Annotated in this window: 26 protein-coding genes; 6 read left to right on the top strand and 20 right to left on the bottom strand. The window is 71.3% G+C overall.

What is annotated here, in order from left to right; genetic code table 11:
• Positions 1–13 precede the first annotated feature (13 nt).
• Positions 14–940, bottom strand: a complete 927-nt coding sequence (locus EDF31_RS09095; RefSeq protein ID WP_131845921.1) for a LysR family transcriptional regulator ArgP — start codon at positions 938–940, stop codon at positions 14–16.
• Between the two features lie 70 nt (positions 941–1,010).
• Here EDF31_RS09095 and EDF31_RS09090 point away from each other — a divergent pair, with 70 nt between their 5' ends.
• Positions 1,011–1,730, top strand: a complete 720-nt coding sequence (locus tag EDF31_RS09090; RefSeq protein WP_243649954.1) for a LysE family transporter — start codon at positions 1,011–1,013, stop codon at positions 1,728–1,730.
• 14 nt (positions 1,731–1,744) lie between these two features.
• Here EDF31_RS09090 and EDF31_RS09085 read toward each other — a convergent pair whose 3' ends face one another.
• The 7 genes from EDF31_RS09085 to EDF31_RS09055 form a co-directional block, all read right to left on the bottom strand.
• Entirely contained in the window at positions 1,745–3,220 is a 1,476-nt protein-coding gene (locus EDF31_RS09085) for an amino acid permease (protein WP_131845919.1), read from the bottom strand.
• 191 nt (positions 3,221–3,411) lie between these two features.
• On the bottom strand, positions 3,412–4,284 hold the full coding sequence (locus tag EDF31_RS09080; protein WP_131845918.1) for a hypothetical protein: 873 nt from the start codon (positions 4,282–4,284) through the stop codon (positions 3,412–3,414).
• 68 nt (positions 4,285–4,352) lie between these two features.
• Positions 4,353–5,174: an alpha/beta fold hydrolase gene (locus EDF31_RS09075; RefSeq protein WP_165901377.1), complete on the bottom strand. Its 822-nt coding sequence runs from the start codon at positions 5,172–5,174 to the stop codon at positions 4,353–4,355.
• A gap of 152 nt (positions 5,175–5,326) precedes the next feature.
• The gene (locus tag EDF31_RS09070; protein WP_123293075.1) at positions 5,327–5,587 is read right to left on the bottom strand and encodes a type II toxin-antitoxin system RelE/ParE family toxin; all 261 of its coding nucleotides are present in this window, start codon (positions 5,585–5,587) and stop codon (positions 5,327–5,329) included.
• Positions 5,584–5,844 (bottom strand): type II toxin-antitoxin system Phd/YefM family antitoxin, encoded by a 261-nt coding sequence (locus tag EDF31_RS09065; protein WP_165901376.1) that lies wholly within the window; start codon positions 5,842–5,844, stop codon positions 5,584–5,586. The genes EDF31_RS09070 and EDF31_RS09065 overlap by 4 nt, the downstream gene beginning before the upstream one ends.
• Before the next feature lie 28 nt (positions 5,845–5,872).
• On the bottom strand, positions 5,873–6,385 hold the full coding sequence (locus tag EDF31_RS09060) for an MGMT family protein (RefSeq protein WP_111083519.1): 513 nt from the start codon (positions 6,383–6,385) through the stop codon (positions 5,873–5,875).
• Entirely contained in the window at positions 6,382–7,980 is a 1,599-nt protein-coding gene (locus EDF31_RS09055; RefSeq protein ID WP_243649953.1) for an AlkA N-terminal domain-containing protein, read from the bottom strand. The genes EDF31_RS09060 and EDF31_RS09055 overlap by 4 nt, the downstream gene beginning before the upstream one ends.
• Before the next feature lie 318 nt (positions 7,981–8,298).
• On the opposite strand from EDF31_RS09055, the gene EDF31_RS09050 reads away from it, so the two are divergent.
• Positions 8,299–8,835 carry a molybdenum cofactor biosysynthesis protein gene (locus EDF31_RS09050; protein ID WP_131846116.1) on the top strand — a complete coding sequence of 179 codons (537 nt, stop codon included), beginning with the start codon at positions 8,299–8,301 and terminating at the stop codon, positions 8,833–8,835.
• A gap of 46 nt (positions 8,836–8,881) precedes the next feature.
• Here the strand turns inward: EDF31_RS09050 and EDF31_RS09045 are convergent, their stop codons facing one another.
• From EDF31_RS09045 to folE, 5 genes are all read right to left on the bottom strand, one after another.
• Positions 8,882–9,424: a type 1 glutamine amidotransferase domain-containing protein gene (locus EDF31_RS09045; protein WP_111083520.1), complete on the bottom strand. Its 543-nt coding sequence runs from the start codon at positions 9,422–9,424 to the stop codon at positions 8,882–8,884.
• Positions 9,425–9,539: 115 nt separating this feature from the next.
• Positions 9,540–10,193 carry an HAD-IA family hydrolase gene (locus tag EDF31_RS09040; protein ID WP_123293069.1) on the bottom strand — a complete coding sequence of 218 codons (654 nt, stop codon included), beginning with the start codon at positions 10,191–10,193 and terminating at the stop codon, positions 9,540–9,542.
• A gap of 10 nt (positions 10,194–10,203) precedes the next feature.
• Positions 10,204–10,992, bottom strand: a complete 789-nt coding sequence (locus tag EDF31_RS09035; RefSeq protein WP_131845916.1) for a pyrimidine reductase family protein — start codon at positions 10,990–10,992, stop codon at positions 10,204–10,206.
• Positions 10,989–11,927, bottom strand: a complete 939-nt coding sequence (gene folP, locus EDF31_RS09030; RefSeq protein WP_131845915.1) for a dihydropteroate synthase — start codon at positions 11,925–11,927, stop codon at positions 10,989–10,991. The genes EDF31_RS09035 and folP overlap by 4 nt, the downstream gene beginning before the upstream one ends.
• Positions 11,924–12,517, bottom strand: a complete 594-nt coding sequence (gene folE, locus EDF31_RS09025; RefSeq protein ID WP_123293064.1) for a GTP cyclohydrolase I — start codon at positions 12,515–12,517, stop codon at positions 11,924–11,926. The genes folP and folE overlap by 4 nt, the downstream gene beginning before the upstream one ends.
• Before the next feature lie 176 nt (positions 12,518–12,693).
• Between folE and EDF31_RS09020 the strand changes: the two genes are divergently transcribed.
• The gene (locus tag EDF31_RS09020; RefSeq protein WP_123293062.1) at positions 12,694–14,166 is read left to right on the top strand and encodes an NCS2 family permease; all 1,473 of its coding nucleotides are present in this window, start codon (positions 12,694–12,696) and stop codon (positions 14,164–14,166) included.
• 166 nt (positions 14,167–14,332) lie between these two features.
• Here the strand turns inward: EDF31_RS09020 and EDF31_RS09015 are convergent, their stop codons facing one another.
• From EDF31_RS09015 to EDF31_RS09005, 3 genes are all read right to left on the bottom strand, one after another.
• The gene (locus EDF31_RS09015) at positions 14,333–14,785 is read right to left on the bottom strand and encodes a hypothetical protein (RefSeq protein WP_131845914.1); all 453 of its coding nucleotides are present in this window, start codon (positions 14,783–14,785) and stop codon (positions 14,333–14,335) included.
• Positions 14,786–14,824: 39 nt separating this feature from the next.
• Positions 14,825–15,046: a hypothetical protein gene (locus EDF31_RS20335; RefSeq protein WP_235035857.1), complete on the bottom strand. Its 222-nt coding sequence runs from the start codon at positions 15,044–15,046 to the stop codon at positions 14,825–14,827.
• Between the two features lie 127 nt (positions 15,047–15,173).
• On the bottom strand, positions 15,174–15,638 hold the full coding sequence (locus tag EDF31_RS09005) for a prevent-host-death protein (protein ID WP_131845912.1): 465 nt from the start codon (positions 15,636–15,638) through the stop codon (positions 15,174–15,176).
• Between the two features lie 100 nt (positions 15,639–15,738).
• Between EDF31_RS09005 and EDF31_RS09000 the strand changes: the two genes are divergently transcribed.
• Positions 15,739–16,002 (top strand): hypothetical protein, encoded by a 264-nt coding sequence (locus EDF31_RS09000; RefSeq protein WP_111083527.1) that lies wholly within the window; start codon positions 15,739–15,741, stop codon positions 16,000–16,002.
• Positions 16,003–16,021: 19 nt separating this feature from the next.
• On the opposite strand, the gene EDF31_RS08995 is transcribed toward EDF31_RS09000, so the two are convergent.
• Both EDF31_RS08995 and EDF31_RS08990 read right to left on the bottom strand, forming a co-directional pair.
• Positions 16,022–17,296, bottom strand: a complete 1,275-nt coding sequence (locus EDF31_RS08995; protein ID WP_131845911.1) for an MFS transporter — start codon at positions 17,294–17,296, stop codon at positions 16,022–16,024.
• Positions 17,293–17,865 (bottom strand): helix-turn-helix domain-containing protein, encoded by a 573-nt coding sequence (locus EDF31_RS08990; RefSeq protein ID WP_123671389.1) that lies wholly within the window; start codon positions 17,863–17,865, stop codon positions 17,293–17,295. The genes EDF31_RS08995 and EDF31_RS08990 overlap by 4 nt, the downstream gene beginning before the upstream one ends.
• Before the next feature lie 90 nt (positions 17,866–17,955).
• Between EDF31_RS08990 and EDF31_RS08985 the strand changes: the two genes are divergently transcribed.
• Both EDF31_RS08985 and EDF31_RS08980 read left to right on the top strand, forming a co-directional pair.
• Entirely contained in the window at positions 17,956–18,471 is a 516-nt protein-coding gene (locus EDF31_RS08985; RefSeq protein ID WP_131845910.1) for a DUF1697 domain-containing protein, read from the top strand.
• Positions 18,468–18,854 carry a VOC family protein gene (locus EDF31_RS08980; RefSeq protein WP_123671387.1) on the top strand — a complete coding sequence of 129 codons (387 nt, stop codon included), beginning with the start codon at positions 18,468–18,470 and terminating at the stop codon, positions 18,852–18,854. Before EDF31_RS08985 ends, EDF31_RS08980 begins: the two co-directional genes overlap by 4 nt.
• 40 nt (positions 18,855–18,894) lie before the next feature.
• Here the strand turns inward: EDF31_RS08980 and EDF31_RS08975 are convergent, their stop codons facing one another.
• A complete protein-coding gene (locus EDF31_RS08975; protein ID WP_131845909.1) occupies positions 18,895–21,405 on the bottom strand; it encodes a glycosyl hydrolase family 65 protein in 2,511 nt (836 codons plus the stop codon).
• A gap of 76 nt (positions 21,406–21,481) precedes the next feature.
• A complete protein-coding gene (locus tag EDF31_RS08970) occupies positions 21,482–22,249 on the bottom strand; it encodes an HAD-IA family hydrolase (RefSeq protein WP_111083533.1) in 768 nt (255 codons plus the stop codon).
• Positions 22,250–22,280: the final 31 nt, after the last annotated feature.

Below are 22,280 nucleotides of genomic sequence, written 5' to 3'. Positions count from 1 at the left end.
GGGACGTGCCTGCTCACCGGGTGACGGGGTGCAGGCGCTCGGCGGCGGTCGACCGCACCGCTTCCGTGACCCGCTCGAGCAAGGGTGACGCCAGGTTCCACCGCTGCCACCACAGGGCGACGTCGGCGCGGCGGGTCGGGGTGAGCTCGAGCAGCTCGCCCCGCGCCAGGGCATCGAGGCACTGCGCTTCGGGCAGCATCCCCCACCCGAAGCCGAGCGAGACCGCCCGTGCGAAGTCGGCCGACGTCGGGACGAAGTGGCGTGGACCGGAGGGCGCGTGACCGAGCACCCGGCGGAGGTAGCCCTGCTGCAGGTCGTCGTCGCGGTCGTAGTCGACGAGCGGCACCCGGTCGAGGCGGCTCAGCATCCGCCGCTCGGTGTCGGCGTCGGACAGGTAGCGGTCGACGAACGCCGGCGATGCCACCGCCCGGTACCGGTCGATGCCGAGCGGCACCGACGAGCAGCCCTGCACGGGGTCCGCCTCGGCCGTCACGGCACCCATCACCGTGCCGGCGCGCAGCAGCTCGGCGGTGCGGTCCTGGTCCTCGCGGTGCAGGTCGAAGACCACCTCGGTGTCGACACGGACGAGTGCGAGCGCGTCGAGGAACCAGGTGCCGAGCGAGTCGGCGTTGACGGCGAGCGGGATCGACGGCACCGCGGACCCCGATCCGTCGGCATCGGTCTCGCCGAGTGCGTGGGCGGTCTCGTCGTCGAGCAACCGCACCTGGCGTGCATGCCGGAGCACGACGGCGCCGTCGGCCGTCGGGGTGACCGGGGTCGTCCGCTGCAGCAGGACCCGGCCGACCTGCTGCTCCATCGACTTGATGCGCTGCGAGACCGCCGACGGGGTGATCGCCAGGGCCCGGGCAGCCGCGTCGAGGGTGCCGTGGTCGACGGCGGCCAACAGGGTCTCGAGGTGCTCGCGCTGGAATCGGACCATGCAGTGCAGCTTACGGCGCTGTAGGAACGTGAGCTGGTCTACAGACGAGGGCGCCCCTAGCGTCGTGGACGTGACCGCACTCCTCCCCTTGCTCGCCGGCCTCGGCACCGGACTCGCCCTGATCGTCGCGATCGGTGTGCAGAACACCTACCTGCTCCGGTTGGCGGTCAGCTCGGGCCTGCGGGTGGTGACGGCGGCGGTCGTCGTGTGCGCGGTGTCGGACGCCGTGCTCATCGTCGCCGGGGTGCTCGGCGTCGGGGCCGTGATCGAGCGGTTCCCGGTGGCGCTCGTCGTCGTGCGGTTCGTCGGGGCCGCGTTCCTCGTGACCTACGGTGTGCTCGCCGCGCGACGGGCACTGCGGCCGTCGCGCGACGCCATGCGCGTGGCCGACGACGCGGCGGACGACGGCGTGCCGGAGCCGGCCGCGGGCAGTGGACCCGAGCGCCCGGGGACGGTGGTGGCGGGGCGGACGCGCACCGCGCCTCCCGGCCAGGCGGTGACCATGCGCACGGCGGTGGCGACCATGCTCGTCTTCACGTGGGCGAACCCGCACGTGTACCTGGACACGCTGGTGTTCCTCGGGTCCGTGGCGAACCAGCAGGGTCCGGACGACCGCTGGCTGTGGACCGTCGGCGCCGTCGCGGCGAGCTGCCTGTGGTTCGGTGCCCTCGGCTTCGGCGGGCGGCTGCTCCGACCGCTGTTCGCGAAGCCGCTGACGTGGCGGGTGTTCGACGGTCTGGTCGCCGTCGTGATGCTGGGCTTCGGCGTCCTGCTGGTCGTCGGCGCGTAGGAGGCCGGAGCCCGCTACTGCTGCCTCTTGCCGACCCGGCTGTTGCGGCGGCTGTACCCGAAGTAGATGGCGAAGCCGATGACGAGCCAGACGACGAACCGCAGCCAGGTCTCGACCTCGAGGTTCAGCATCAGCCAGAAGCACAGCACCGCCGACAGGATCGGGATCACCGGCGACCACGGCACCCGGAACGAGCGCGGGGCGTCCGGGCGCGACTTGCGGAGCACGATGATGCCGATCGACACCAGCACGAAGGCCGACAGCGTGCCGATGTTGATCATGCCCTCGAGCTTGTCGACCGCCGTGAACCCGGCGAGCAGCGCGACGACGACGCCCGCGACGACCTGCACGCGCACCGGCGTCTGCGTCTTCGGGTTCGTCTTCGAGAACCAGCGCGGCAACAGACCGTCTCGGCTCATCGCGAAGACGATGCGGGACAGACCGAGCAGCAGCACCATGACGACGGTCGTCAGACCGATCAGGGAGCCGATGGCGATGATGCCGGCAGCCCACGGCAGCCCGACGATGTCGAAGGCCGAGGCCAGGGAGGGTGCGTCCTCCTGCGCGAGGCGCTGGTAGGAGACCATGCCGGTGATGACGATGCTGACGCCGACGTAGAGCAGCGTCACGATGCCCAGGCCGATGAAGATGCCGCGGGGCAGCGTCTTCTGCGGGTTCTCGGTCTCCTCCGCGCTGGTCGCGACGACGTCGAAGCCGATGAACGCGAAGAACACGAGCGACGCGGCGGCGAGCAGCCCGAAGACGCCGTACTGCGCGGGCTCGGAACCGGTGAACCACGACACGAGCGACTGGGTCCAGACGCTGCCCTCGGCGCCCTTGGCGGGCTCCGACGGCGGGATGAACGGGGTGAAGTTCGCGGCCTTGACGAAGAACGCGCCGGCGACGATGACGAACACCACGATGGCGACCTTGATGATCGTGATGACCGCCGAGACCCGCGACGACAGGCGGGTGCCGAAGGCGAGCAGCACCGTGAAGATGCCGACGATCAGGACCGGGCCCCAGGTGAACGGGATCGGGCCGAGCTGGATCGTGCTCGGCAGGGTCACACCGAACACGTCGAACGCGGTGCTGAGGTAGATGCCCCAGTACTTCGCGATGACGGCGCTGGCGGTGAGGGTCTCGAGGATGAGGTCCCAGCCGACGATCCAGGCGAGCAGCTCGCCCATCGTGGCGTACGTGAACGTGTACGCGGAGCCGGCGACGGGGATCGTCGAGGCGAACTCGGCGTAGCACATGATCGCCAGGCCACACGTGACGGCGGCGAGCAGGAACGAGATGATGACGCCCGGCCCTGCGAAGTTCGCGGCGGCGTTCGCGCCGACCGAGAAGATGCCGGCGCCGACGGCGACCGCGATGCCCATCGCGGCGATGTCGAACGTCTTCAGGGAGCGTTTCAGGGACCGGCCCTGCTCCTCGGAGTCGGCCAGTGAGGCCTCGATCGACTTGATGCGGAGCTTCGTTGCCATGGGGTGGATCCCGTCATCGACTGGGCGGCGGACCCCGTGACATTACTGGTGTACCACCCCGACACGCAAACAGCGGAGCCGCTGGGCGCATGGGAACCAGGTTCCGGACGCGGAACCAGGGAACGGCGCGGTGCGGTGTCCGGAACCAGGTTCCGTGGGCAGGGCGGGTCGACCGGGAGGCCCGGCTCGGCTCAGGCGGATCGGCGCCAGTCCGCCAGGAACCGCGCTCCGGCCTCGTCGTGGATCACCCCGTCGGGTGCGGTGAGCACCGGGTACGGCGTCGCCGGCACGCCGTCCGAGGGACGGACGTCGACGTGCGCGACCTCGTGGCCGTTCGCGTGCAGCCAGTCCGCCATCGCGTAGTCGCTGCGCGAGTCACCCATCGTGCGCCAGGCCGTCGGCAGCTCGCCGTCCTGCGCCAGGAGCTCGAGCGACCGCTCGGCGCCCATGTCCTTGCCGCTGCGGTCGGACTCGACGTCGGTCGAGATGATCGTCGGGTCGATCCGCCACTGCACAGCGCCGTCGGCATCGGGTCGGACGTCGTCGAGACGGCGCACGCCCAGGCCGCGACGCTCGAGGGCCGCCATCGCCTTCGCGTCGAACTCGGGCTGCCGGGCCAGGTACGTGGCGTTCGGCACCTCCACCCGCTGCTCGATCGACACCATGGCGCGCTTCGTCTCGTCGAAGAACACCAGGTCGGCGTACTCGGTGCGGACGAGCTCGCGCATCTCGTCGGCGTAGTCGCGCGGGAGCGCCAGGTCGTCGGCGACGGTGAGCTCGCTCATGCCGCCCTCGTACTGCGGGCCGATCGAGCACCAGACGGCGCCCTTCTCGCAGACGGCGTGCACGCGGCCACCCTCGGCGAGACCACCGGCGAGCAGCGGACCGACCACCTCGCTCCGGATGAAGGCGTCGCTCCGGCCGGTGTTGAAGACGACGGGGATGCCCTCGGCGGCGAGGGCGACGAGGTCCTCGATGATGCTCGGGATCGCGATGGTGCGGGAGACGGGGCTGGCGATGGGCCCGTCGACGTCGAGCAGGAGTCCGAGACGAGGTGCGTTCACGGCACCATCTTCGCAGGAGTGCTGAACTCCCCAGCACGAGCTGGGTTCACCACGCCATCCTCTCGCAGTCAGCTGCTCGGTGAGACGACCCGGACCAGGAACCCGTCGAGCACCGCGCCGATCGCAGCCGGGTCGGGCACGTGACCCTGCCCGGGGACCTCGACGTAGCCCGAGCCCGGCACGGCCTCGACGACCGCTCGGGCCGCCTGCCGCATCCACTCGTGGCCGTCGCTGCCCGCGGCGACGAGCACCGGGACACCGACCGCTGCTGCCACCCGCTCCGGGATCGCCAGGCCGTTGAGCACCCGCACGTCGCGGCTGAGCACGTGGGCGTCGACGACGAGCGACCGCCAGAGCGCACCCTTCAGCCGCAGCGCCGAGATCTGCCCCATCGGCACCCCCAGGACGTGCGCGAGGAACGCCCGGACCGCTTGGGCGCGACGGCCGGCGGCGACGTGTTCGTCGAGCAGGTCGGCGAAGACGACGTCGTCGGCGTGCGGGTCGACCGTCGCCCGGTACGGCGGCTCCCACAGCACGGCGGCCCCGAGCGGGACACCGGCGGCGAGGCCCCGGAGGACCACCCCCGCGCCGACGCAGAGGCCGAGCGCGGCGACGGGTCCGTCCACACTCGCGACGACGGCCGCGAGGTCCTCGACCTCGCGCTCGATCGTCCACGGGGTGGTGTCGCCGCTCGCACCGCGGCCCCGCCGGTCGTACGTGATGACCCGGTAGCGGTCCTGCAGCGCGCCGGTCAGGTGCTCGACGGTGGGGGTGCCGTGGTGGTCGAAGGCGCCACCGACCACGACGAGCGCCGGACCGATCCCCGCGTCGGACACGGCGATCACCGTGCCGTCGGCGGAGACGACCGTGCGGTCGACGTGCTGGTCCATTGGGGGCCTTCCGAGGGTGGTTCGACGGCGCTGCGTCGGGTCCTCGGGAGGGACCGGGCGGGTCGGTCCTCGAAGCATGGCATCGGAGCGCTCCCACGTCACCACCCGCAACCAGGGGGAGACGACCGATCCGGGTCCGGCTCCGGCTCCGCTCAGCGGTCGCGGTAGATCGCTCGGCGGTGGCCGGCATCGACGACGATCACGATGAGTCGGCCGTCGTCGATCTCGTAGATCAGACGGTAGTCACCTGATCGCACCCGCCAACCGGGTCGGTTCACGAGCTTCCGAGCTGCCGGGGGCCGCGGGTGGTCGGCGAGGATCGCGAGGAGTCCCTCGATCCGCCGACGACCGTCGGGCGGGAGCTTGCGGATGACACGTTGCGCGGACGGGATGACCTCGACCGACCAGGTCATCCGAGTCCGAGTTCGCGCTTGAGATCGTCCCACTGCACGTTCTCGCCGCCGATGCGCTTGTTCTCCGCGATGGCAGCGTCGTACGCGACCAGGTCGTCGAGGTCCTCGGCCGCCTCGAGCAGGCGGTCCAGGACATCCGCGTCCACCACCGCCGCGACGCGCTTGTTGCGCCGGGTCAGGTAGACGGGTTCGCGCCGGGCGTCGTCGATGATCGACGCCAGGCGGCCACGCGCTTCGGAGATCGACACTTCGCTCACCTGTACATTCTAGAGCGTTTTGTACAAGTCAGACGAGCGCCGTGGTGCCGACCGACTCCCGTTCGAGCAACGATCGCTTGACGTCGAGCCCCCACGCGAAGCCCCCGAGCGTGCCGTCGGAACGCAGCACCCGGTGGCACGGCACGAACAGGGCGGGAGCGTTCCGTGCGCACACGCTGGCGGCGGCCCGCACGGCGTCCGGGCGGCCCATCGCCCCCGCGAACTCGGTGTAGGTCAGGGTGCCGCCGGCGGGGATGCGGCGGAGCTGCCGCCACCCCTCGGTGAACAGGTCGGTGCCGAACTGCCGGACCGGCACCTGCATGGCGTGCTCGACCTCGCCCGAGTAGAAGGCGTCCACGGCATCAGCGGCGGCGACCGTGCCGTCGACGATGCGACTGGGCCGGTACCGGTCGGCGAGCCGCCCGAGGATCCGGTCGACGGAGTCGGTCCAGCCCGAGGCGAGGACACGGCCCTCGGCGTCCTCGAGCACGGTGAAGGCCCCGTCCGGGGTGTCCAGGGTCTGGATGGTTGCGTCGGTCATCGTTCGTCCTTCCGAGGGTCGTTGTCTGCGTGCTGCGCACGGCCGGTGCCGTGCACCCGCGCACCGGCGGCCGTCGCGATCGCGCGGTCGATGATCGGTCGCCAGCAGTGCATCGTCAGGTAGCTCCGCCAGGGCGCCACCTGCTCCGACCATAGGGAGAGCTCGCGCGCCGTACCGGGCAGTCCGAGTTCCTGTGCACCGTTGCGCACCGCGAGGTCGCTGTGGAGGAACACGTCGGGGTGGTGCCGGACCCGGAGCGCCACGTAGTCGGCGGTCCACGGCCCGATGCCCTTCACCGCCAGCAGCCGCTCGCGCAGCTCGTCGAGGGACTGCCCGCCGTCGATGACGAGCGACCCGTCGGTGAGCGCCGCGGCGACCCGCAGGATCGTGTCGACCCGGGCGGCCGGACCGCGCAGCACCTCGTGGCCGCGGGCGGCGATGACCTCGGCGGACGGGAACAGCAGGCCGTCCGGCAGGATCGCCGACGGCACGGCGGCACCGAGCGCCGCCACGAGCCGCGTCTGGGCCGTCCTGGCCGCGGCGACGGAGACCTGCTGCCCGATGAGGGTGCGGAACACGATCTCGTGCGCGTCGACGGCACCGGGCAGCCGCAGGCCGGGGACCCGCTGCACCGCCGCAGCCAGCTCGGGCACGGAGCCGAGCACCGCGTCGACGGCGACCGGGTCGGCATCGAGGTCGAAGTACGACCGGACGCGGGCGACGAGCGTCGGCAGGTCGGACAGGTCGGTGACGCGCACCCGCAGGTCGATCCCGGTACCGCGACCGGCGGCCGTGGAACCGGCCGTCCCTGCGACCGCGGCCGATGCGCTGAACCACCCCGGGCCTCCCGGCAGGTCGAGCAGCCGTCCGTAGGAGGTGACCCGCGCGGATTCGTCGGTGTCCACCTGCTCCAGGCCCGGCAGGGCGTGCAGTGCGTGCCAGTCGAGGAGCCCCTGCGCGTCGAACGGCGACCGCGCGGGCAGGTGCACGTGCAGTGCGCCGTCGGACGCGGGCCGGGGCGTCCGACGGGCACGCAGCTCGGACGGGGTGACGGCGAAGACCTCGCGGACGGTCTCGTTGAACTGGCGGACGCTCGCGAACCCGGCCGCGAAGGCGACGTCCGCGATGGGCAGGTCCGACGACGTCAGCAGCGTGCGTGCCGTCTGGGCGCGGTGTGCGCGGCTGAGCGCCTTCGGGCCGGCACCGAGCTCGGCCGTCATGATGCGGTTGAGCTGGCGTTCGGAGTAGCCGACCCGTGCGGCGAGCCCCGGGACGCCGTCGCGCTCGACGACGCCGTCGAGGACGAGGCGCATGGCGCGGCCGGCGACGTCCTCGCGCAGGTCCCACTCGGGGCTGCCGGGGGTCGCTTCGGGCAGGCAGCGCTTGCAGGCACGGAAGCCGGCCAGGTGCGCTGCTGCACTCGTGCGGTAGAAGGTGACGCCGGTCTCGCGGGGCGTGCGTGCCGGGCAGCTCGGTCGGCAGTAGATGCCCGTGGAGTGCACGGCGGTGACGAACTGGCCGTCGAAGCGTGCGTCGCGCGAGGCGACGACGCGGTAGCGCTCGGCATGCAGCTGGTCGGTTCCGGGGATGGTCACGGGCCCAGCCTGACACGCACCACCGACCGCGACTGGCGGAAATCGGACGCCGCGGCACGTCGCGTGGTGCGGGTGGCGGGCGGCCCGAGGTTCCGAGGTTCCGAGATCTCGGCATGTCGGCGCTCGATGTGCTCGCCCGTGGAACCTCGGCGCAGCACCGACGGCGTGTTGTGGAACCTCGGCGCAGTACCGACGGCGGCACGGCGTCGACCGGGAGGCCCGGCTAGCGTTGGGCGGGTGACCTCCGGAGACGACGTGGCCGGGTCTGACCACCGGGTCGGCTCCGACGAGCTCGCCGAGCTCGCCGACTCCGTCGACCTGCCGTTCCGGACCGACGTCGAGGTCGCGCTGCTGCTCGTGTCGCGCCGCCACCGCTACGAGGGCAGGCCGGCCGACGGTGCCCTGCCGGTCCGATCGGACGACCCCGACGAGCTGCGCGACCGCATCGAACTGCGCGCGGGACTCGGCATCGTCGGCGACCGCTACTTCGCGGCGCGGGCGCACGTGCACGCCTCGGTGACGGTCATCGGGCTCGAGGGCCTCGAGGAGGTCGGACGATCACTCGGCGTGCCGGTCGATCCCGTGGCGACCCGGCGGAACGTGTTCCTGCGGGGCGCCGACGTCGAGGCGCTCCGGGGGGAGCCGTTCTCGCTGCAGAGCCCCGGCAGCGGTGCCGTGCTGTTCCGCGGGTACCGGCCGGCGAACCCGTGCGCCTGGATGGACCACGAGGTGGCGCCGGGTGCGTTCCGGGCGATGCGTGGACGGGGCGGGGTGCGGTGCGACCCCGAGTCCGACGGCGTGCTCACCCTCGGACCCGCGGTGCTCCGGACGACCCGCCCCGTCGCGCCGGGCTGACGGCGGTGCCGTCAGCGGCAGGGCCGTCAGCGGCAGCGCACCGTGCTCACGCTGTCAGCGCGCTCTCGATCGCGTCGACGAAGGCCGGCAGGTCGTCGGGGTTCCGCGAGGTGATGATGCCGCCGTCGACCTGGACCTCCTGGTCGACCCACTCGGCGCCGGCGTTCCGGACGTCGGTCTGCAGCGACGGGAACGAAGTGATCGTCCGTCCGCGCAGCACACCGGCCTCGATGAGGGTCCACGGGCCGTGGCAGATCGCCGCGACGGGCTTGTTCGCCTCGACGAAGGCCGTCACCAGGGAGACCGCCGAGTTGTCCTGTCGCAGGGTGTCGGCGTTGATGGTGCCACCGGGGACCACGAGCGCGTCGTACCCGGTCACGTTGACACCGGCGATGGTGGTGTCGGGGTCGAGGGACTTGCCGGGGTCCTTGTCGCCGACCAGGGTCGCGATCGAACCGGAGTCCTGCGCCGCCACGGTCACCGTCGCGCCGCGCTCGCGGAGCTGGTCGACGGGCACGACGATCTCGTCCTGCTCCACGCCGTAGTTCGTCGCGATGACGAGGACCTTCTTGCCGTCCAGGGTTGCCATGGTCGCTCCTTCCGCGGCCCGGTGATTCCGGCCGCACGTGCGGCCCGGTTGTTCCGGCCGCACACCCGAGGGTCGTCGGGGAGCGCTGGGCGTGCCCGCAGGACGCAGCGGGTCCTCAGCCGCGGATGCGGAAAGCGGACCCTTCGGGCTCGACGGTGATGCCCTCGTACCCCGACACCCGGTAGAGCCCGGCCGTGACGTCCGACTCGTGCGGGCCGACGACGACCGTGGTCGCTCCGGAGGCGATGGCCGACTCGAGGCCGGCGGGGGCGTCCTCGAACGCCACGCAGTCGGTGGCCTCGACACCGAGCAGCGCGGCACCGCGCAGGTACCCGTCGGGGTGGGGCTTGCCGTGCTCGACGTCCTCGGACGGCACGAACGCCGTCGGCATGGTCAGGCCCGCTGCCGCCATCCGGCCGGCGGCCAGGTCGCGCGGTGCACTGGTCACGAGCGCCACCGGCACGCCTGCGTCGAGGAGCCGGTCGACGAAGGCTGCGGCACCGGGGATCTCGAAGATGCCCTCGCTGCTCGCGCTCTCCTCGGCGACCAGTGCGGCGGCGATGCGGAGCTGTTCGTCGCGGTCCAGTTCGGGCAGGAAGTGTTCGATCGTGCTGATCGCCTGACGGCCGTGCGAGAAGGCGAGGATCTCGGCCGGGTCGATGCCGCGGTCGTGACCGAACCGGGTCCAGGTGGCCTCGACCACCGCGGTCGAGTCGACGAGCGTCCCGTCCATGTCGAAGAGGACCCCGGACGCCACGATGTCGATCACGCGCCCGACCCTAGCCGACGCGGTCGACCGGCACCGAGACTCGGGCAGGCGGCTCCGCCCGGACGTACCGGGTCAGCAGCACGTCACCCGCACCGCGGAGCACGTGCGCGGGGCGCATCCGTCGCAGCTCCGGTGAACTGCCGCGGGCGATCCGGGGCCCGGTGCCGCCCTCGAGCGACGGGTCGATCGTCAGGGTCAGCTCGTCGACGGCGTCCGCGGCGATGAGCGACCCGAGGAACGACGGCCCGCCCTCGCAGTGGATCGTGCCGAACCCCCGCGCCACCAGTGCGTCGCGGACGAGCGACACGTCGACCGAGTCGGGGTCGGTGTCGGTGCTGCAGGGCACGACGTCGGCGACGGACGACAGCGCGACCCCGACGTCCGACGCCGCCGCAGCCGCGGAGGTCAGGACGACTGGCCGGACCGGGGCCTCGGTGAACACCCGGGATCCGGCGTCCAGTGACAGTGACCGCGACACGATCGCGAACACCGGGTGGTCGGGCAGGCCGTGCGCCCGGCGCCAGGCCACGTCGGCGTCGTGCAGGACCATCGGCCCGTAGCCCTCGTCACGCACGGTGCCGGCTGCGACGAGCACGACGTCGGCGACCCGGCGGAGCAGGTCGAACACGCGCAGGTCGTCCGGGCCGCCGAGCGACCCCGAGACCCCGGCGGCCGAGGCGGACCCGTCGAGCGTCGCCACGAAGTTCACCCGCAGCCACGGCGCCGAGGCACCCGCTGTGTACAGGTCGATGAGGTCGTCGTCGGACAGGTCCGCGATCGACGGGGGCAGGAGGTTCACGTGTTGTGCCGCGCTTCCGCTGGGGCGCGCCAACCGAGCGTCGCCTCGACCATGCGCATCGCGTCGACGCTCTCGGCGACGTCGTGCATCCGGACGATCCGCGCCCCGAGCATCGCGCTCACGGTCGCGACGGCGAGCGACCCCGCCAGGCGTTCGCCGCGCGGGCGTCCGAGCGACTCCCCCACGAAGTCCTTGTTCGACACCGCCGCGAGCACCGGGTAGCCGAGCGCCACGACCTCGGGCAGGCGCCGGGTGACCTCGAGCGTGTGCACGGTGTTCTTGTTGAGGTCGTGGCCCGGGTCGACGACGATCCGCGACTCCGGGATCCCCGCGGCGAGCGCCCGGTCGACGCGCTCCCGCAGGAACCCGACGACGGACGCGGTGACGTCGTCGTACTGCGGCGGCGCTGCGAGGGGCCGTCGGGGTTCGGCGAGCGAGTGCGTGATGACGATCGTCGCCTCGGAGTCCGCGACGACGGCCGCCATCCGGGGATCGGACAGGCCGGTGGTGTCGTTGACCACGCTCGCGCCAGCTGCGATCGCCGCTGCGGCGACCTCGGGGCGGAACGTGTCGACGCTGATGGTGACGTCGGACTCCTGGGCGAGCTGCTCGACGACGGGCACGACGCGGTCGACCTCGTCAGCAGCGGGCAGTTCCGGCCCCGGAGCGAACTTTACGCCGCCGATGTCGACCCAGTCGGCGCCCTGTTCGGCAGCCCGGACGGCGGCGGCGACGGCGCGGTCGAGCTCGAAGGTGGCACCGCGGTCGTGGAACGAGTCGGGCGTGCGGTTCACGATCGCCATCACGGCGATGCGGTGGTCGAAGTCGAACGTTCTGCGTCCGATCGTACGGACCGGCTGCCGCAGGTCCGGCACGACCCAGCCGGGTGCGGTCGATCCTGCCTGGAGGCCCGTGGCGGCCCCCTCAGACGTCACGCGTCCGCCTCGGGGTCGGGTACACGCCCCGCACCGATGAGCGCGATCGCCTCCGCCCGGCCCGCGGCGTCGGCCAGCGAGCCGTTCGCCGCGACCGTGACGGTCGTCGAGCCGGTCTGGCGCTCCCCACGGGTCGTCACGCATTGGTGCTGCGCGTCGAGGACCACGAGGACCCCCTCGGCGCCGAGCCCCTCGGCGATCGTGGCAGCGACCTGCTCGCCCAGCCGCTCCTGCAGCTGCGGACGCGAGGCCACGGCGTCGAGCACCCGCGAGAGCGTTCCGAGCCCGATCAGACGGTCACCCGGCGCGTAGGCCAGGTGCGCGACCCCGAGGAACGGCAGCAGGTGGTGCTCGCAGACGGACCGGAACTTCACGTCGCGCACGATGACGAGTCGGCCGCGTTCACCGTCCTCGGCGTGCACGGTGCCGTCGCGGGCGATGGCAACGGCGTCCGTGCCGATGCCGGCGAAGAACTCGGCGTACGAGTCGGCGACCCGAGCGGGTGTGCGTTCGAGTTCGGGGCGGTCGGGATCCTCGCCGATGCCGAGCAGGAGTTCGCGCACCGCGGCCTCGACGCGGGCACGGTCCATGCGTGACGTCACCGGTCCATCCAACACCAGCCATGGCCGGAGAACGCGAGCCGGCGCACGGCGTGACGTCCCCCGATCACGCGGGTCGGGCCTCCCGGTCGGACATCGGCGCACCCTGCGCGCCCTGTGAGGATCCTGTGACATGCCGGAAACCCAGCAGGCTTTAAACTTGCTCGGTGAGCGCCACGAAGACCGACACCCCACCCCGGAACCGCTTCGCGACCGGCCTCGATCGATACTTCTCCATCACGAAGCGCGGATCCACGATCCCGCGCGAGGTGCGAGGCGGACTCGTCTCGTTCGTGACGATGGCGTACATCGTCATCCTCAACCCGCTGATCCTCGGTGGGTTCAGCGCCGACCAGGCCGCCAAGGACGTCTCCGGCGGCTGGCTCGAGAACGCGCAGGTCGCCGCCGCGACCGGTCTCGTCGCCGGCCTGATGACCATCGCCATGGGCGTCATCGCGAACCTGCCGTTCGGTATCGCCGCGGGCCTCGGGATCAACTCGTTCCTGGCCGTCAGTGTCGTGCAGCAGGTCACCTGGGCCGAGGCGATGGGACTCGTCGTCATCAACGGCGTGATCATCGTGGTCCTGGCGTTGACGGGGATCCGGACGATGATCTTCACCGCCGTCCCGGCGCAGCTGAAGGCAGCGATCACCGTCGGCATCGGCCTGTTCATCGCCTTCATCGGCCTCGTCGACTCGGGCTTCGTGCGCTCGTCCGGGCTCGCGTCGCCGCCCCTGCAGCTCGGTGAGGACGGCTCCGTCGGCGCCCTGCCGACCATCGTGTTCCTGATCGGGCTGGTCATCATCGGCACGCTCATGGCACGCAAGGTCAAGGGCGCCCTGCTCATCGGGATCGTCGCCACGACGATCATCGCGATCATCCTGCAGGCGATCTTCCAGGTGCCGACGTCGGTCGACTCGAAGACCGGCTGGAACCTCAACGCCCCGGGCCTGCCGAGTGCGCTCTTCGCGTTCCCCGACCTGTCGCTCGTCGGCCACGCCGACCTGTTCGGCGCGTTCAGCCGCATCGGGCCGTTGGCGGCGTCGATGCTCGTCTTCACCCTCGTGTTCACGAACTTCTTCGACGCGATGGGCACCATGACCGGCCTGGCGAAGGCCGCCGGCGTCGCGAAGCCCGACGGCACGTTCCCCCGCCTGAAGTCGGCGCTCGTCGTCGAGGGCGTCGGCGCGATCGCCGGCGGTGGCGCCTCGGTGTCGTCGAACACCGTCTTCATCGACTCCGCCGCCGGCATCGGCGAGGGCGCACGCACCGGCATGGCGTCGGTCGTCACCGGCCTGCTGTTCCTGGCGTCGATGTTCCTCACCCCGCTCACGCAGGTCGTCCCGCTCGAGGTCGCCGCCGCCGGACTCGTCGTCGTCGGCGCCCTGATGGTGGCGCAGGTCGCGGACATCTCCTGGACGGACTTCGGCTCGGCCCTGCCCGCGTTCCTGACGATCGTCGTCATGCCGCTCACCTACTCGATCGCGAACGGCATCGGCGTCGGCTTCATCAGCTGGGTCCTCATCAAGCTGCTGTCCGGCCGGGGTCGCGAGGTGTCGTGGCTGCTCTACGTCGTCGCCGCGGGCTTCCTGCTGTACTTCGCACGAGGGCCGCTGGAGGCACTGCTCGGCGTCGGCTGAGGCAGGGGCGCCGGGCCGGGGTTGGCCGGGCCGGGCCGGGGCTGGTCTGCAAGAGCGACAGTTCCTGTGGGGCCGTCCGAGGGTGGTCCACGAAAGCGACAGTTGTCCGCGAAACATCCGCGGAGAACTGTCGCTTTCGCGTTCGGGCCGGCCGGGAGGCCCGTGCTCAGTCCGGCAGGTCGCCCGGCGTCGCCTCGTGGTGGCGTCGACCGCCGGACCGCCGGTCCTCCTTCATGCCCGCCTCGAACAGGTGGCGGCGCCCCTGCACGAGCTCGTCCCGCGCAGTGCGCTCCAGCTCCTTCGCCAGGGCGTAGTACCCGTCGTCGTAGTCCTCGACGACCTGGAACGTCCAGCGGCCGGCGATGACGTTGCGACCCACGAGCTCGGTGTCGATGCGGTCGGCGAGTTCGGTGTGGCCGGCCTTCCGGAGCTGCTCGACGGCTTCGCCGAGGTTCAGGTCGGCGGTGCCCGTCAGGCGGTGGAAGCCGTAGAGCAGGCCGCGGGCGTGCTCGATGACCTCGACCGCAGCCGACAGTGTGCCGAGTGCCTCCACCGTGGCGTCGGAGACCCCCGCGGGTACCTCGTGATGTTCGTCGGGGCCCTGATCGTCGTTCGTCATGCTCCCCGTCTACACGAGGGCATCCGAGGTCAGGCGCAGTCACTTCGTCTGGTTGGGATGGCGCGTGTGGACGTCTGTGATGCAGACGACTCGATCCGCCTCGTCCACCGTGAACCAGATCCGCGCGCCCCGCTTCAGTTCGAGCTGCCGACGTGTCCATTCGCGACCCGAGTGCCGGACGACGCCGAGCGCACCGCGGAGCGCATGGCAGGCCAGGTCCTCGGACAAGGGATCGCTGGTCAACCGCTCCCAGGCTGACACGACTGCGTTCCGCTGTGTCGCCAGGACTTCTCGCCATCCGTGCTCTGCCGAGCGCGTGCCCAGGACGACCGTGAACTCCGTCGTCCGTACCGGCCGGGGGACACCAGTGCCGCGACTGACCACGGCTTCACGGCGCGTCGAGGACGATCGGGTGCTCGAGGAGTTCGGGGTCGCCGGTGCTCCAGCCCGCCGCGATCGCCTCGGCACTGCTGCGCCACGCCTGCATCTCGACGAGCAAGGCCCGCGGCTGCCTGAGCGAGAACGATCCACGAGCCACGTCGACGATCTCGCGGGCAAATCGCTGCTGGTCGTCTCGACTCAGGAGCTTGATCCACGGGTAGGGGATGGCGAGTCGATCGTGGAGCGGCAGCCCCTCGTTGACGGTCACCGCAGCGATCAACTGCGCAGCGATCTCGAGGACCGCGTCGTCGTCGTCCGAGCGTTCCTTCGTGGTGAGCACGAGCGCTTTTCCATCGCGCCGCGTGACTTCGAGCGGCTCTTCTTCAGCTGCAGCGAACACTTCTCTCGAATGGCGGGAGAGGTCGGACGACTGGACGGCACGACGCGAGCGAGGAGGGGCGGTCAGGGTCATGGATCCAGCGTATTCAGAACGCGTTCTGAACACAACCCGCGGTTGCTCGCCGTTCGATTGCGATCTAGCATTCGAACACACGTTCGAACGAGGAGACCCGATGATGATCACGGAGACGGCCGCCACCGTGTGGTGGTCCGAGGGCGCACCGAGCCGGCTGGTCTGGGGCGGGCGCCGTTGGCGGGTGAGCGACACCCCGACCCGTCTGACCGTGACGCGGGCCGAGCTGCCGACCGCCATCACCCACGCCCCCGAGCGCACGGTCGGCTGGCGCTTCCAGGCCACGGCCGACGACGGGGACACGCTGGTGGTCGACATCGTGCCCGAGGGCAGCGGCTGGGGCGTCGCGCGGACGTGGACGTGAGCGCCGCCCCGGATGCGGACTACGTCGTCACGCGCTCGACCGGTGCCCGCTCCGGAGCCGGTCGTTCCATGAGACGCCAGGCGCCGCCCGTCAGCGGCGCGAGCGTCACGACGGTGTAGAGCACGACGACGGCCCCGAACGTCGCCTGCACACCAACGCCCTCGGCCGCGAACCCGGCGAGCAGTCCGCCGAGCGGGATGCCCGCCCAGGACCCGGCTCCGAGCAGCCCGAACACCCGGGCGCGCATGTGCGCCGGGATGCGCTCGAGCTCGACGGCTCCGAGGATCGGGTTGAGTGATCCGGCGGCGAGGCCCGACAGCGCCGAGGCAGCGAGCATCCACGGCAGCCCGAGGCCGAGCGCCGGCACCAGGAGCGAGGGCCCACCGGCGAGCACGAAGCACACGACGAACGTGATCCGACGGGGGACGCGGTGTGCGACGTACCCGAAGGCCACCGACCCGAGGAACGCCGCACCGCCGAAGGTCCCGGTCACGAAGCCCAGCGCCTGCGCCCCGCCGAGTGTGTCAGCGGCGTAGAGCGGGAGCAACGTCGTCGACCGGGCCGCGTCCAGCAGGTTCGTGATCAGCACGAGGGCGATCACGAGCCGGAAGAACGGGTCGCGGACGCAGAACCGGAAGCCCTCGGCGATGTCCCGCCAGTACCCGTTGGTCGGAGCCGCATCAGCGCTCGCACCCGCTGCGTCGTCGCCCGCTGCGTCGTCGCCCGCTGGCCGGACCAGTACCGCAGCGAGCAGCGCTGCGGTACTGAACGCCACCGCGGTGCAGACGAGGGCGGCCATCGGTCCGGCAGCCGCGACGAGCACCCCGCCGAGCGGCGCGCCGATGAGCACCGAGAGTCGCTGGGACGCCTCGAAGTGACCGACCGCGCGCTCCAGCGGGACGCCGGCCGATCGTGCGAGCCCCGGGAGCAGGACCCGGCGTGCGGACTCCCCGGGCAGGTCGAACAGGCCGCTCACGAACACGAGCGCCAGGAGTGCCCAGAATGGCAGACCCACCGTCCAGGCGAGGATCGGCATCGCCAGGAGGGTCGCACCGCTGACGAGGTCCGACGCCACACTCGAACGGACGAACCCGACCCGCTCGACGAGCGCCCCGCCGAACGGGCCGCCGAGGACGATCGGCACCGTCGCGGCGAAGGCGGCGATCCCGACGTCCGTCGCCGAGCCGCCCCGGGCCAGGACGGCGAAGGGCACGGCCACGGTCGTGACGACGTTGCCGGTCCGCGAGACGACCTGGACCGCGAGCAGCGCCCGCAACCGTGCCCGGGCGTTCACGGTCGCCCCATCCGGTAGCTCTGCGTGACGGCGATGACGCGCTCCGACCCGTCACCCGGCGTGTGCGCGTCACTCACGGCCGTCCATCGCTCGACGACGGCACGCAGTTCGGCGCCGAGGCCGGTGAGCTCCTCGGCGGTCAGTCGCAGCACCTCGTCGGAGCTGGTCGACGCCGCGACCCACTCACGGCCGAGCACCGGCGCCTGGTCGATGAACCGCCCGTACTCGGCCGCGTACGCATCGGCGACGGTGTGGTCGAGTGCCGTCGTGGCGAGCATCCGTTCCGGGTCGTCGAACGCATCGGCGAGGTCCCACGACGTGTGGTCCGCAGTCGCACGCCACCACCGCTCCCGCCGGTCCGAACCGAGCTCCGGCGCCGGCTCGATGAAGTCCGCGTCGGCCAGGCGCTTGCAGTGGTAGCTGATCGTGCCGGGTGCCTCGTCGATCTCGTCGCCGAGCATCGCCGCAGTCTGCGGTCCACCGGAACGCAGGAGCCCGACGATCCGCAGTCGGGTCGGGTGGGCGAGGGCACGCATGTGGGCGGCGTCGTCGAGTCTGCGCACGGTCATGCTCTGACGATAGATGCACAAGAACTCTTGCGCAATGCTTCTTGTGTAGTCGATCGGCTGAGACGGCCGCCACCGCGCTACGGTTCCGGCATGGCGAAGTGGATCGCGCTGCTGCGCGGAGTGAACGTCAACGGCATCACGATCAAGAACGCCGAGCTCGCGGAACTGCTCCGTGGACTCGGCTTCGACGACGTCCGCACGGTGCTCGCATCCGGCAACGTGGTGTTCGGGACGGACGCCGACGCGCCGACCCTGAAGGCCACGATCGAGCAGGCACTCCGTGACCGCTTCGGCTACGACGCGTGGATCGTGCTCGTCCGGCACGACGACCTCGAAGGCATCGTCGAGGGGTTCCCGTTCGACCGGGCCGACGCTCGGCACGACTACGGGGTGTTCGGCTCCGACGACGACGCCCTCGACGCGCTGCTCGCCGACCTCGTGCTCGACACCGCCGTGGAGCAGGTCGCCCGGGGTGACGGTGTCGTGTACTGGTCGTGCCCGAAGGGGTCGAGCACGGACACCGTGTTCGCGAAGCGGGCCGGGGCAGCACGCTTCAAGCGCTCGACCACGACGCGCAACACGAACACGCTCCGGAAGCTCCTGTGACCCGGGGAGCCCTGCACCACGTCGAGCTCCGCACCGCCCACCTCGACACGGCGAGCAGGGCGTGGGGCTGGCTGCTCGGCGAGCTCGGGTACACGCCGTTCCAGGAGTGGCCAGCGGGCCGGAGCTGGCGACTCGGTGACGTCTACCTCGTTCTCGAGGCCGCACCGCTCGACGGCGCGCACGACCGCCGACGGCCCGGGCTGAGCCACCTCGCGTTCCACGCCGGCGACGCCGGACAGGTCGAGCAGCTGTGGACGGACGCACCGGCGCACGGCTGGACCCGCCTCTACGAGGACCGGCACCCGTACGCCGGCGGTCCAGACCACCGTGCTGCCTTCCTGGAGGACGCCGAACGCTTCAAGGTCGAGCTCGTCGCGAGCTGACCGGGTCGAGCGGGCCCCTGCCGACAGCCGGCGTGACGCCCTAAGCGGTCGTCTCGTCCACGTCGAAGTCGCGCTGGAGCGAGATCGTCGGGATCGAGGCCGTGATCACGGAGCCGTCGGCGCGGAGCGTGCCCTGGATGTCGCTCGTGGTCGGTGCGTGCCCGGACATCCGCGGCCCCTGGTGCGGCAACGGAACAACGGTCGGCTCGCCGGCCTCGATGTCCCACTGCTGGTTGTGCACCCAGGCGGTGAAACCCGTGCCGGACTCGACCGTGAAGGTCATGGCGTCCTGCCCGAGGTCGACCCGGACCCGCGACCCGCGCACGGTCAGACGGTAGGTCAACGAGTCCCAGTGCCGCGGCAGTCGCGGGTTGAACGTCATCCGGCCGCCGTGGTCGCGCATGCCGCCGAACCCGTTGACGAGCGCACCCCAGATGCCACCGGTCGACGCGATGTGCACGCCGTCCGAGGTGTTGCCGTGCAGGTCGGCCAGGTCGACGTAGAGCGCCGTCTGGAAGTACTGGTCGGCGAGGTCGTGGTACCCGACCTCGGCCGCCATGATCGACTGCACGACCGCCGACAGCGTCGAGTCGCCCGTGGTGAGCGCGTCGTAGTAGTCGAAGTCGCGGCGCTTCTCGGCCGCGGTGAACTCGTGCCCCTGCAGGAACAGCGCGAGCACGACGTCGGCCTGCTTGAGCACCTGGAACCGGTAGATGACCAGCGGGTGGTAGTGGAGCAGCAGTGGACGCTTGGACTCGGGGGTGTTCTCGAGGTCCCAGAGTTCCTTGTCGAGGAACTGGGCGTCCTGCGGGTGGATGCCACGGTGCGGGTCGAAGGGGATCTCCATCGACTCGGCGGCGTGCTCCCACTCGACGAGCTCGTCGGGGCGCAGACCGGTGCGCCGGACCATCCGGTCGTACTCTTCGACGTCGTCGGCCGCGAGTTCGCGGCACGCGTTCACCGCGAACCACAGGTTCGCCCGCGCCATGACGTTCGTGTAGAGGTTGTCGTCGACGACGGTCGTGTACTCGTCGGGCCCGGTGACGCCGTCGATGTGGAACTTCTTGTCGCCGTTGGAGCGCCAGAAGCCGAGGTCAGCCCACAGCCGGGCGGTCTCGACGAGCACGTCGATCGCCCCGCGCTTCAGGAACTCGGTGTCACCGGACGCCCGCACGTACTGCATCAGGGCATGGGCGATGTCGGCGTCGATGTGGTACTGCGCGGTGCCGGCGGCGTAGTACGCGCTCGACTCCTCGCCGTTGATCGTGCGCCACGGGAACAGGGCACCCCGCTGGTTCAGCTCGCGTGCCCGCGAGCGTGCGGCGTCGAGCATGTTGTAGCGGAACCGCAGCGCGTTCCGGGCGACGATCGGCGCCGTGTACGACAGGAACGGCAGGACGTAGATCTCCATGTCCCAGAAGTAGTGCCCGCCGTAGCCGGAGCCGGTGACGCCCTTGGCGGCGATGCCGTGCCCGTCGGTGCGGGCCGTGGCCTGCGCGAGCATGAACAGGTTCCACCGGACGGCCTGCTGGATCTCCGGCTGCCCGGCGATCTCGACGTCGCTGCGTGCCCAGTAGTCGTCGAGCCAGACGCGCTGCTTCTCGAACGTCTCGTCGATGTTCTCGGCGTGCGCCCGGTCGAGCGTGCGGTCGCAGCGGTCGGCGAGTTCGCGCACCGGGACACCGCGGGAGGTGTGGTACACCACGTGCTTGACGAGTCGGATCGGCTGCCCGGCACGCGCCTGGACGCGGTAGACGTGCTTCGCCAGGTCGTCATCGATCGACGACGACTCGTCCCAGCTGTTCTCGGTCTCGAGGTGGTGCTCCACACCGACGCAGATCGTCATGCCGGAGCTCGACGCCTGGTACCCGAGCAGCGAACGGGCGCCGGTGCTGCGCTTGAGCTTCGGTTCGAGCACCCGGTCGGTGAAGGCCTCGGCCTTCCGCGGGTCGAAGGCGTTCGCGGCCGCCCGCATCCCGGCGTGGTACTCGTCCTGCACGTCCTGGCGGTTCAGGATCTGGCTGGACAGCAGGATCGAGGCGTCCGCGTCGAGCACGGTGACCTCGTAGTCGATGACGGCGAGGTGCCGATCGGTGAACGACACCAGGCGGCGGGACCGGATCAGCACGCGCTTGCCGGACGGCGTCGACCACTCGGTCTCGCGGAACAGGTAGCCGCCGCGGAACTCGAGGCGCCGCGTGTGGTGGAGGATGTCCGCCTCGGCCAGCACGAGGGGTTCGTCGTCGACGTAGAGCCGGATCACCTTGGCGTCGGGCGCGTTGATGATCGTCTGGCCGGTCTTGGCGAACCCGAAGGCGTCTTCGGCGTGCCGGATCGGCCAGGTCTCGTGGAACCCGTTGATGTACGTGCCGTACTGCACACCGCCGCGGCCCTCGTCGAGGTTGCCGCGCAGGCCGAGGTACCCGTTACCGACGGCGAAGTTCGTCTCGGCGACGCCCTGCTGGTCGGGGGTGTACTCGGTCTCGACGAGTGCCCACTCGTCGATCGGGTACCGGACGCGGTCGAGCGGGTCCGAGGTGATGGGGTTCATGGTGCTCCGTGGGAAGGGAGGGTGGTGTGGGGACGTCGGTTCGACCGGGAGGCGCGGCTCGCCTCCGGCGCGCTGGCTACGTCGTGCTGGTGGTCGCGTGGGGAAGGTCCGCGACCAGGTCGGCGAGGTCCGTCACGACGACGTCGGCACCGTGTTCGCGCAGCGCGTCGGCGCCCGCTCCGCGGTCGACCCCGACGACGAGCCCGAAGGCCCCGTTCCGGCCGGCTTCCACACCACTGGTGGCGTCCTCGACCACGACGCACTCGGCGGCGGTCAGTCCGAAGCGCCCGGCGGCGTCCAGGTAGGTATCGGGGGCGGGCTTGCCCGCCAGGCCGTCCTGGCGGGCGACGAGCCCGTCGACCACGACGGTGAACCGGTCGAGGATGCCGGCGGTCCGCAGCACCGAGACGGCGTTCGCGGAACTCGAGACGACCGCGACGTGGAAGCCGGCGTCGATCGCGGCGGTGAGGAACCGGAGCGAGCCGGGGTACGGCTCGACGCCGTGTTCGTCCAGCTCGGCGGTGAACTCGGCGTTCTTCCGGTTGCCGAGACCGCACACGGTGTCGTCGTCCGGGCCGTCGTCCGGGGTGCCCTGCGGCAGGTCGATGCCCCGCGACTCGAGCAGCGACCGCACGCCGTCGTACCGCGGCTTGCCGTCGATGTACGCGAAGTAGTCGGCCTGTGTGTACGGCGCGACCCCGTGCGCTTCGAGGTACGGCGTGAAGAGCCGGCTCCAGGCGCGCATGTGCACGTCGGCGGTGGGGGTGAGGACACCGTCCAGGTCGAACAGGAGCGCTCGCGTGTCCGCGAGTCGCGCGGGTGTGCGCCGGGTCGGCGTCGTCATCTGCAGCCCTTCAGGGAACGGGGTTCGTGGA

Source organism: Curtobacterium sp. PhB142 (assembly GCF_004341255.1).
In the GTDB taxonomy this organism is placed as follows: domain Bacteria; phylum Actinomycetota; class Actinomycetes; order Actinomycetales; family Microbacteriaceae; genus Curtobacterium.
This window is presented reverse-complemented; position numbering and strand designations above follow the sequence as displayed.

Bases quoted from the DNA above. Each gene is read 5' to 3' on its own strand.
- EDF31_RS09095 (WP_131845921.1), bottom strand. From the start codon at position 940: ATGGTCCGATTCCAGCGCGAGCACCTCGAGACCCTGTTGGCCGCCGTC.
- EDF31_RS09085 (WP_131845919.1), bottom strand. From the start codon at position 3,220: ATGGCAACGAAGCTCCGCATCAAGTCGATCGAGGCCTCACTGGCCGAC.
- EDF31_RS09075 (WP_165901377.1), bottom strand. From the start codon at position 5,174: ATGGACCAGCACGTCGACCGCACGGTCGTCTCCGCCGACGGCACGGTG.
- EDF31_RS09070 (WP_123293075.1), bottom strand. From the start codon at position 5,587: ATGACCTGGTCGGTCGAGGTCATCCCGTCCGCGCAACGTGTCATCCGC.
- EDF31_RS09060 (WP_111083519.1), bottom strand. From the start codon at position 6,385: ATGACCGACGCAACCATCCAGACCCTGGACACCCCGGACGGGGCCTTC.
- EDF31_RS09045 (WP_111083520.1), bottom strand. From the start codon at position 9,424: ATGGCAACCCTGGACGGCAAGAAGGTCCTCGTCATCGCGACGAACTAC.
- folE (WP_123293064.1), bottom strand. From the start codon at position 12,517: ATGGACCGTGCCCGCGTCGAGGCCGCGGTGCGCGAACTCCTGCTCGGC.
- EDF31_RS09015 (WP_131845914.1), bottom strand. From the start codon at position 14,785: ATGACGAACGACGATCAGGGCCCCGACGAACATCACGAGGTACCCGCG.
- EDF31_RS09005 (WP_131845912.1), bottom strand. From the start codon at position 15,638: ATGACCCTGACCGCCCCTCCTCGCTCGCGTCGTGCCGTCCAGTCGTCC.
- EDF31_RS09000 (WP_111083527.1), top strand. From the start codon at position 15,739: ATGATGATCACGGAGACGGCCGCCACCGTGTGGTGGTCCGAGGGCGCA.
- EDF31_RS08990 (WP_123671389.1), bottom strand. From the start codon at position 17,865: ATGACCGTGCGCAGACTCGACGACGCCGCCCACATGCGTGCCCTCGCC.
- EDF31_RS08985 (WP_131845910.1), top strand. From the start codon at position 17,956: ATGGCGAAGTGGATCGCGCTGCTGCGCGGAGTGAACGTCAACGGCATC.
- EDF31_RS08975 (WP_131845909.1), bottom strand. From the start codon at position 21,405: ATGAACCCCATCACCTCGGACCCGCTCGACCGCGTCCGGTACCCGATC.
- EDF31_RS08970 (WP_111083533.1), bottom strand. From the start codon at position 22,249: ATGACGACGCCGACCCGGCGCACACCCGCGCGACTCGCGGACACGCGA.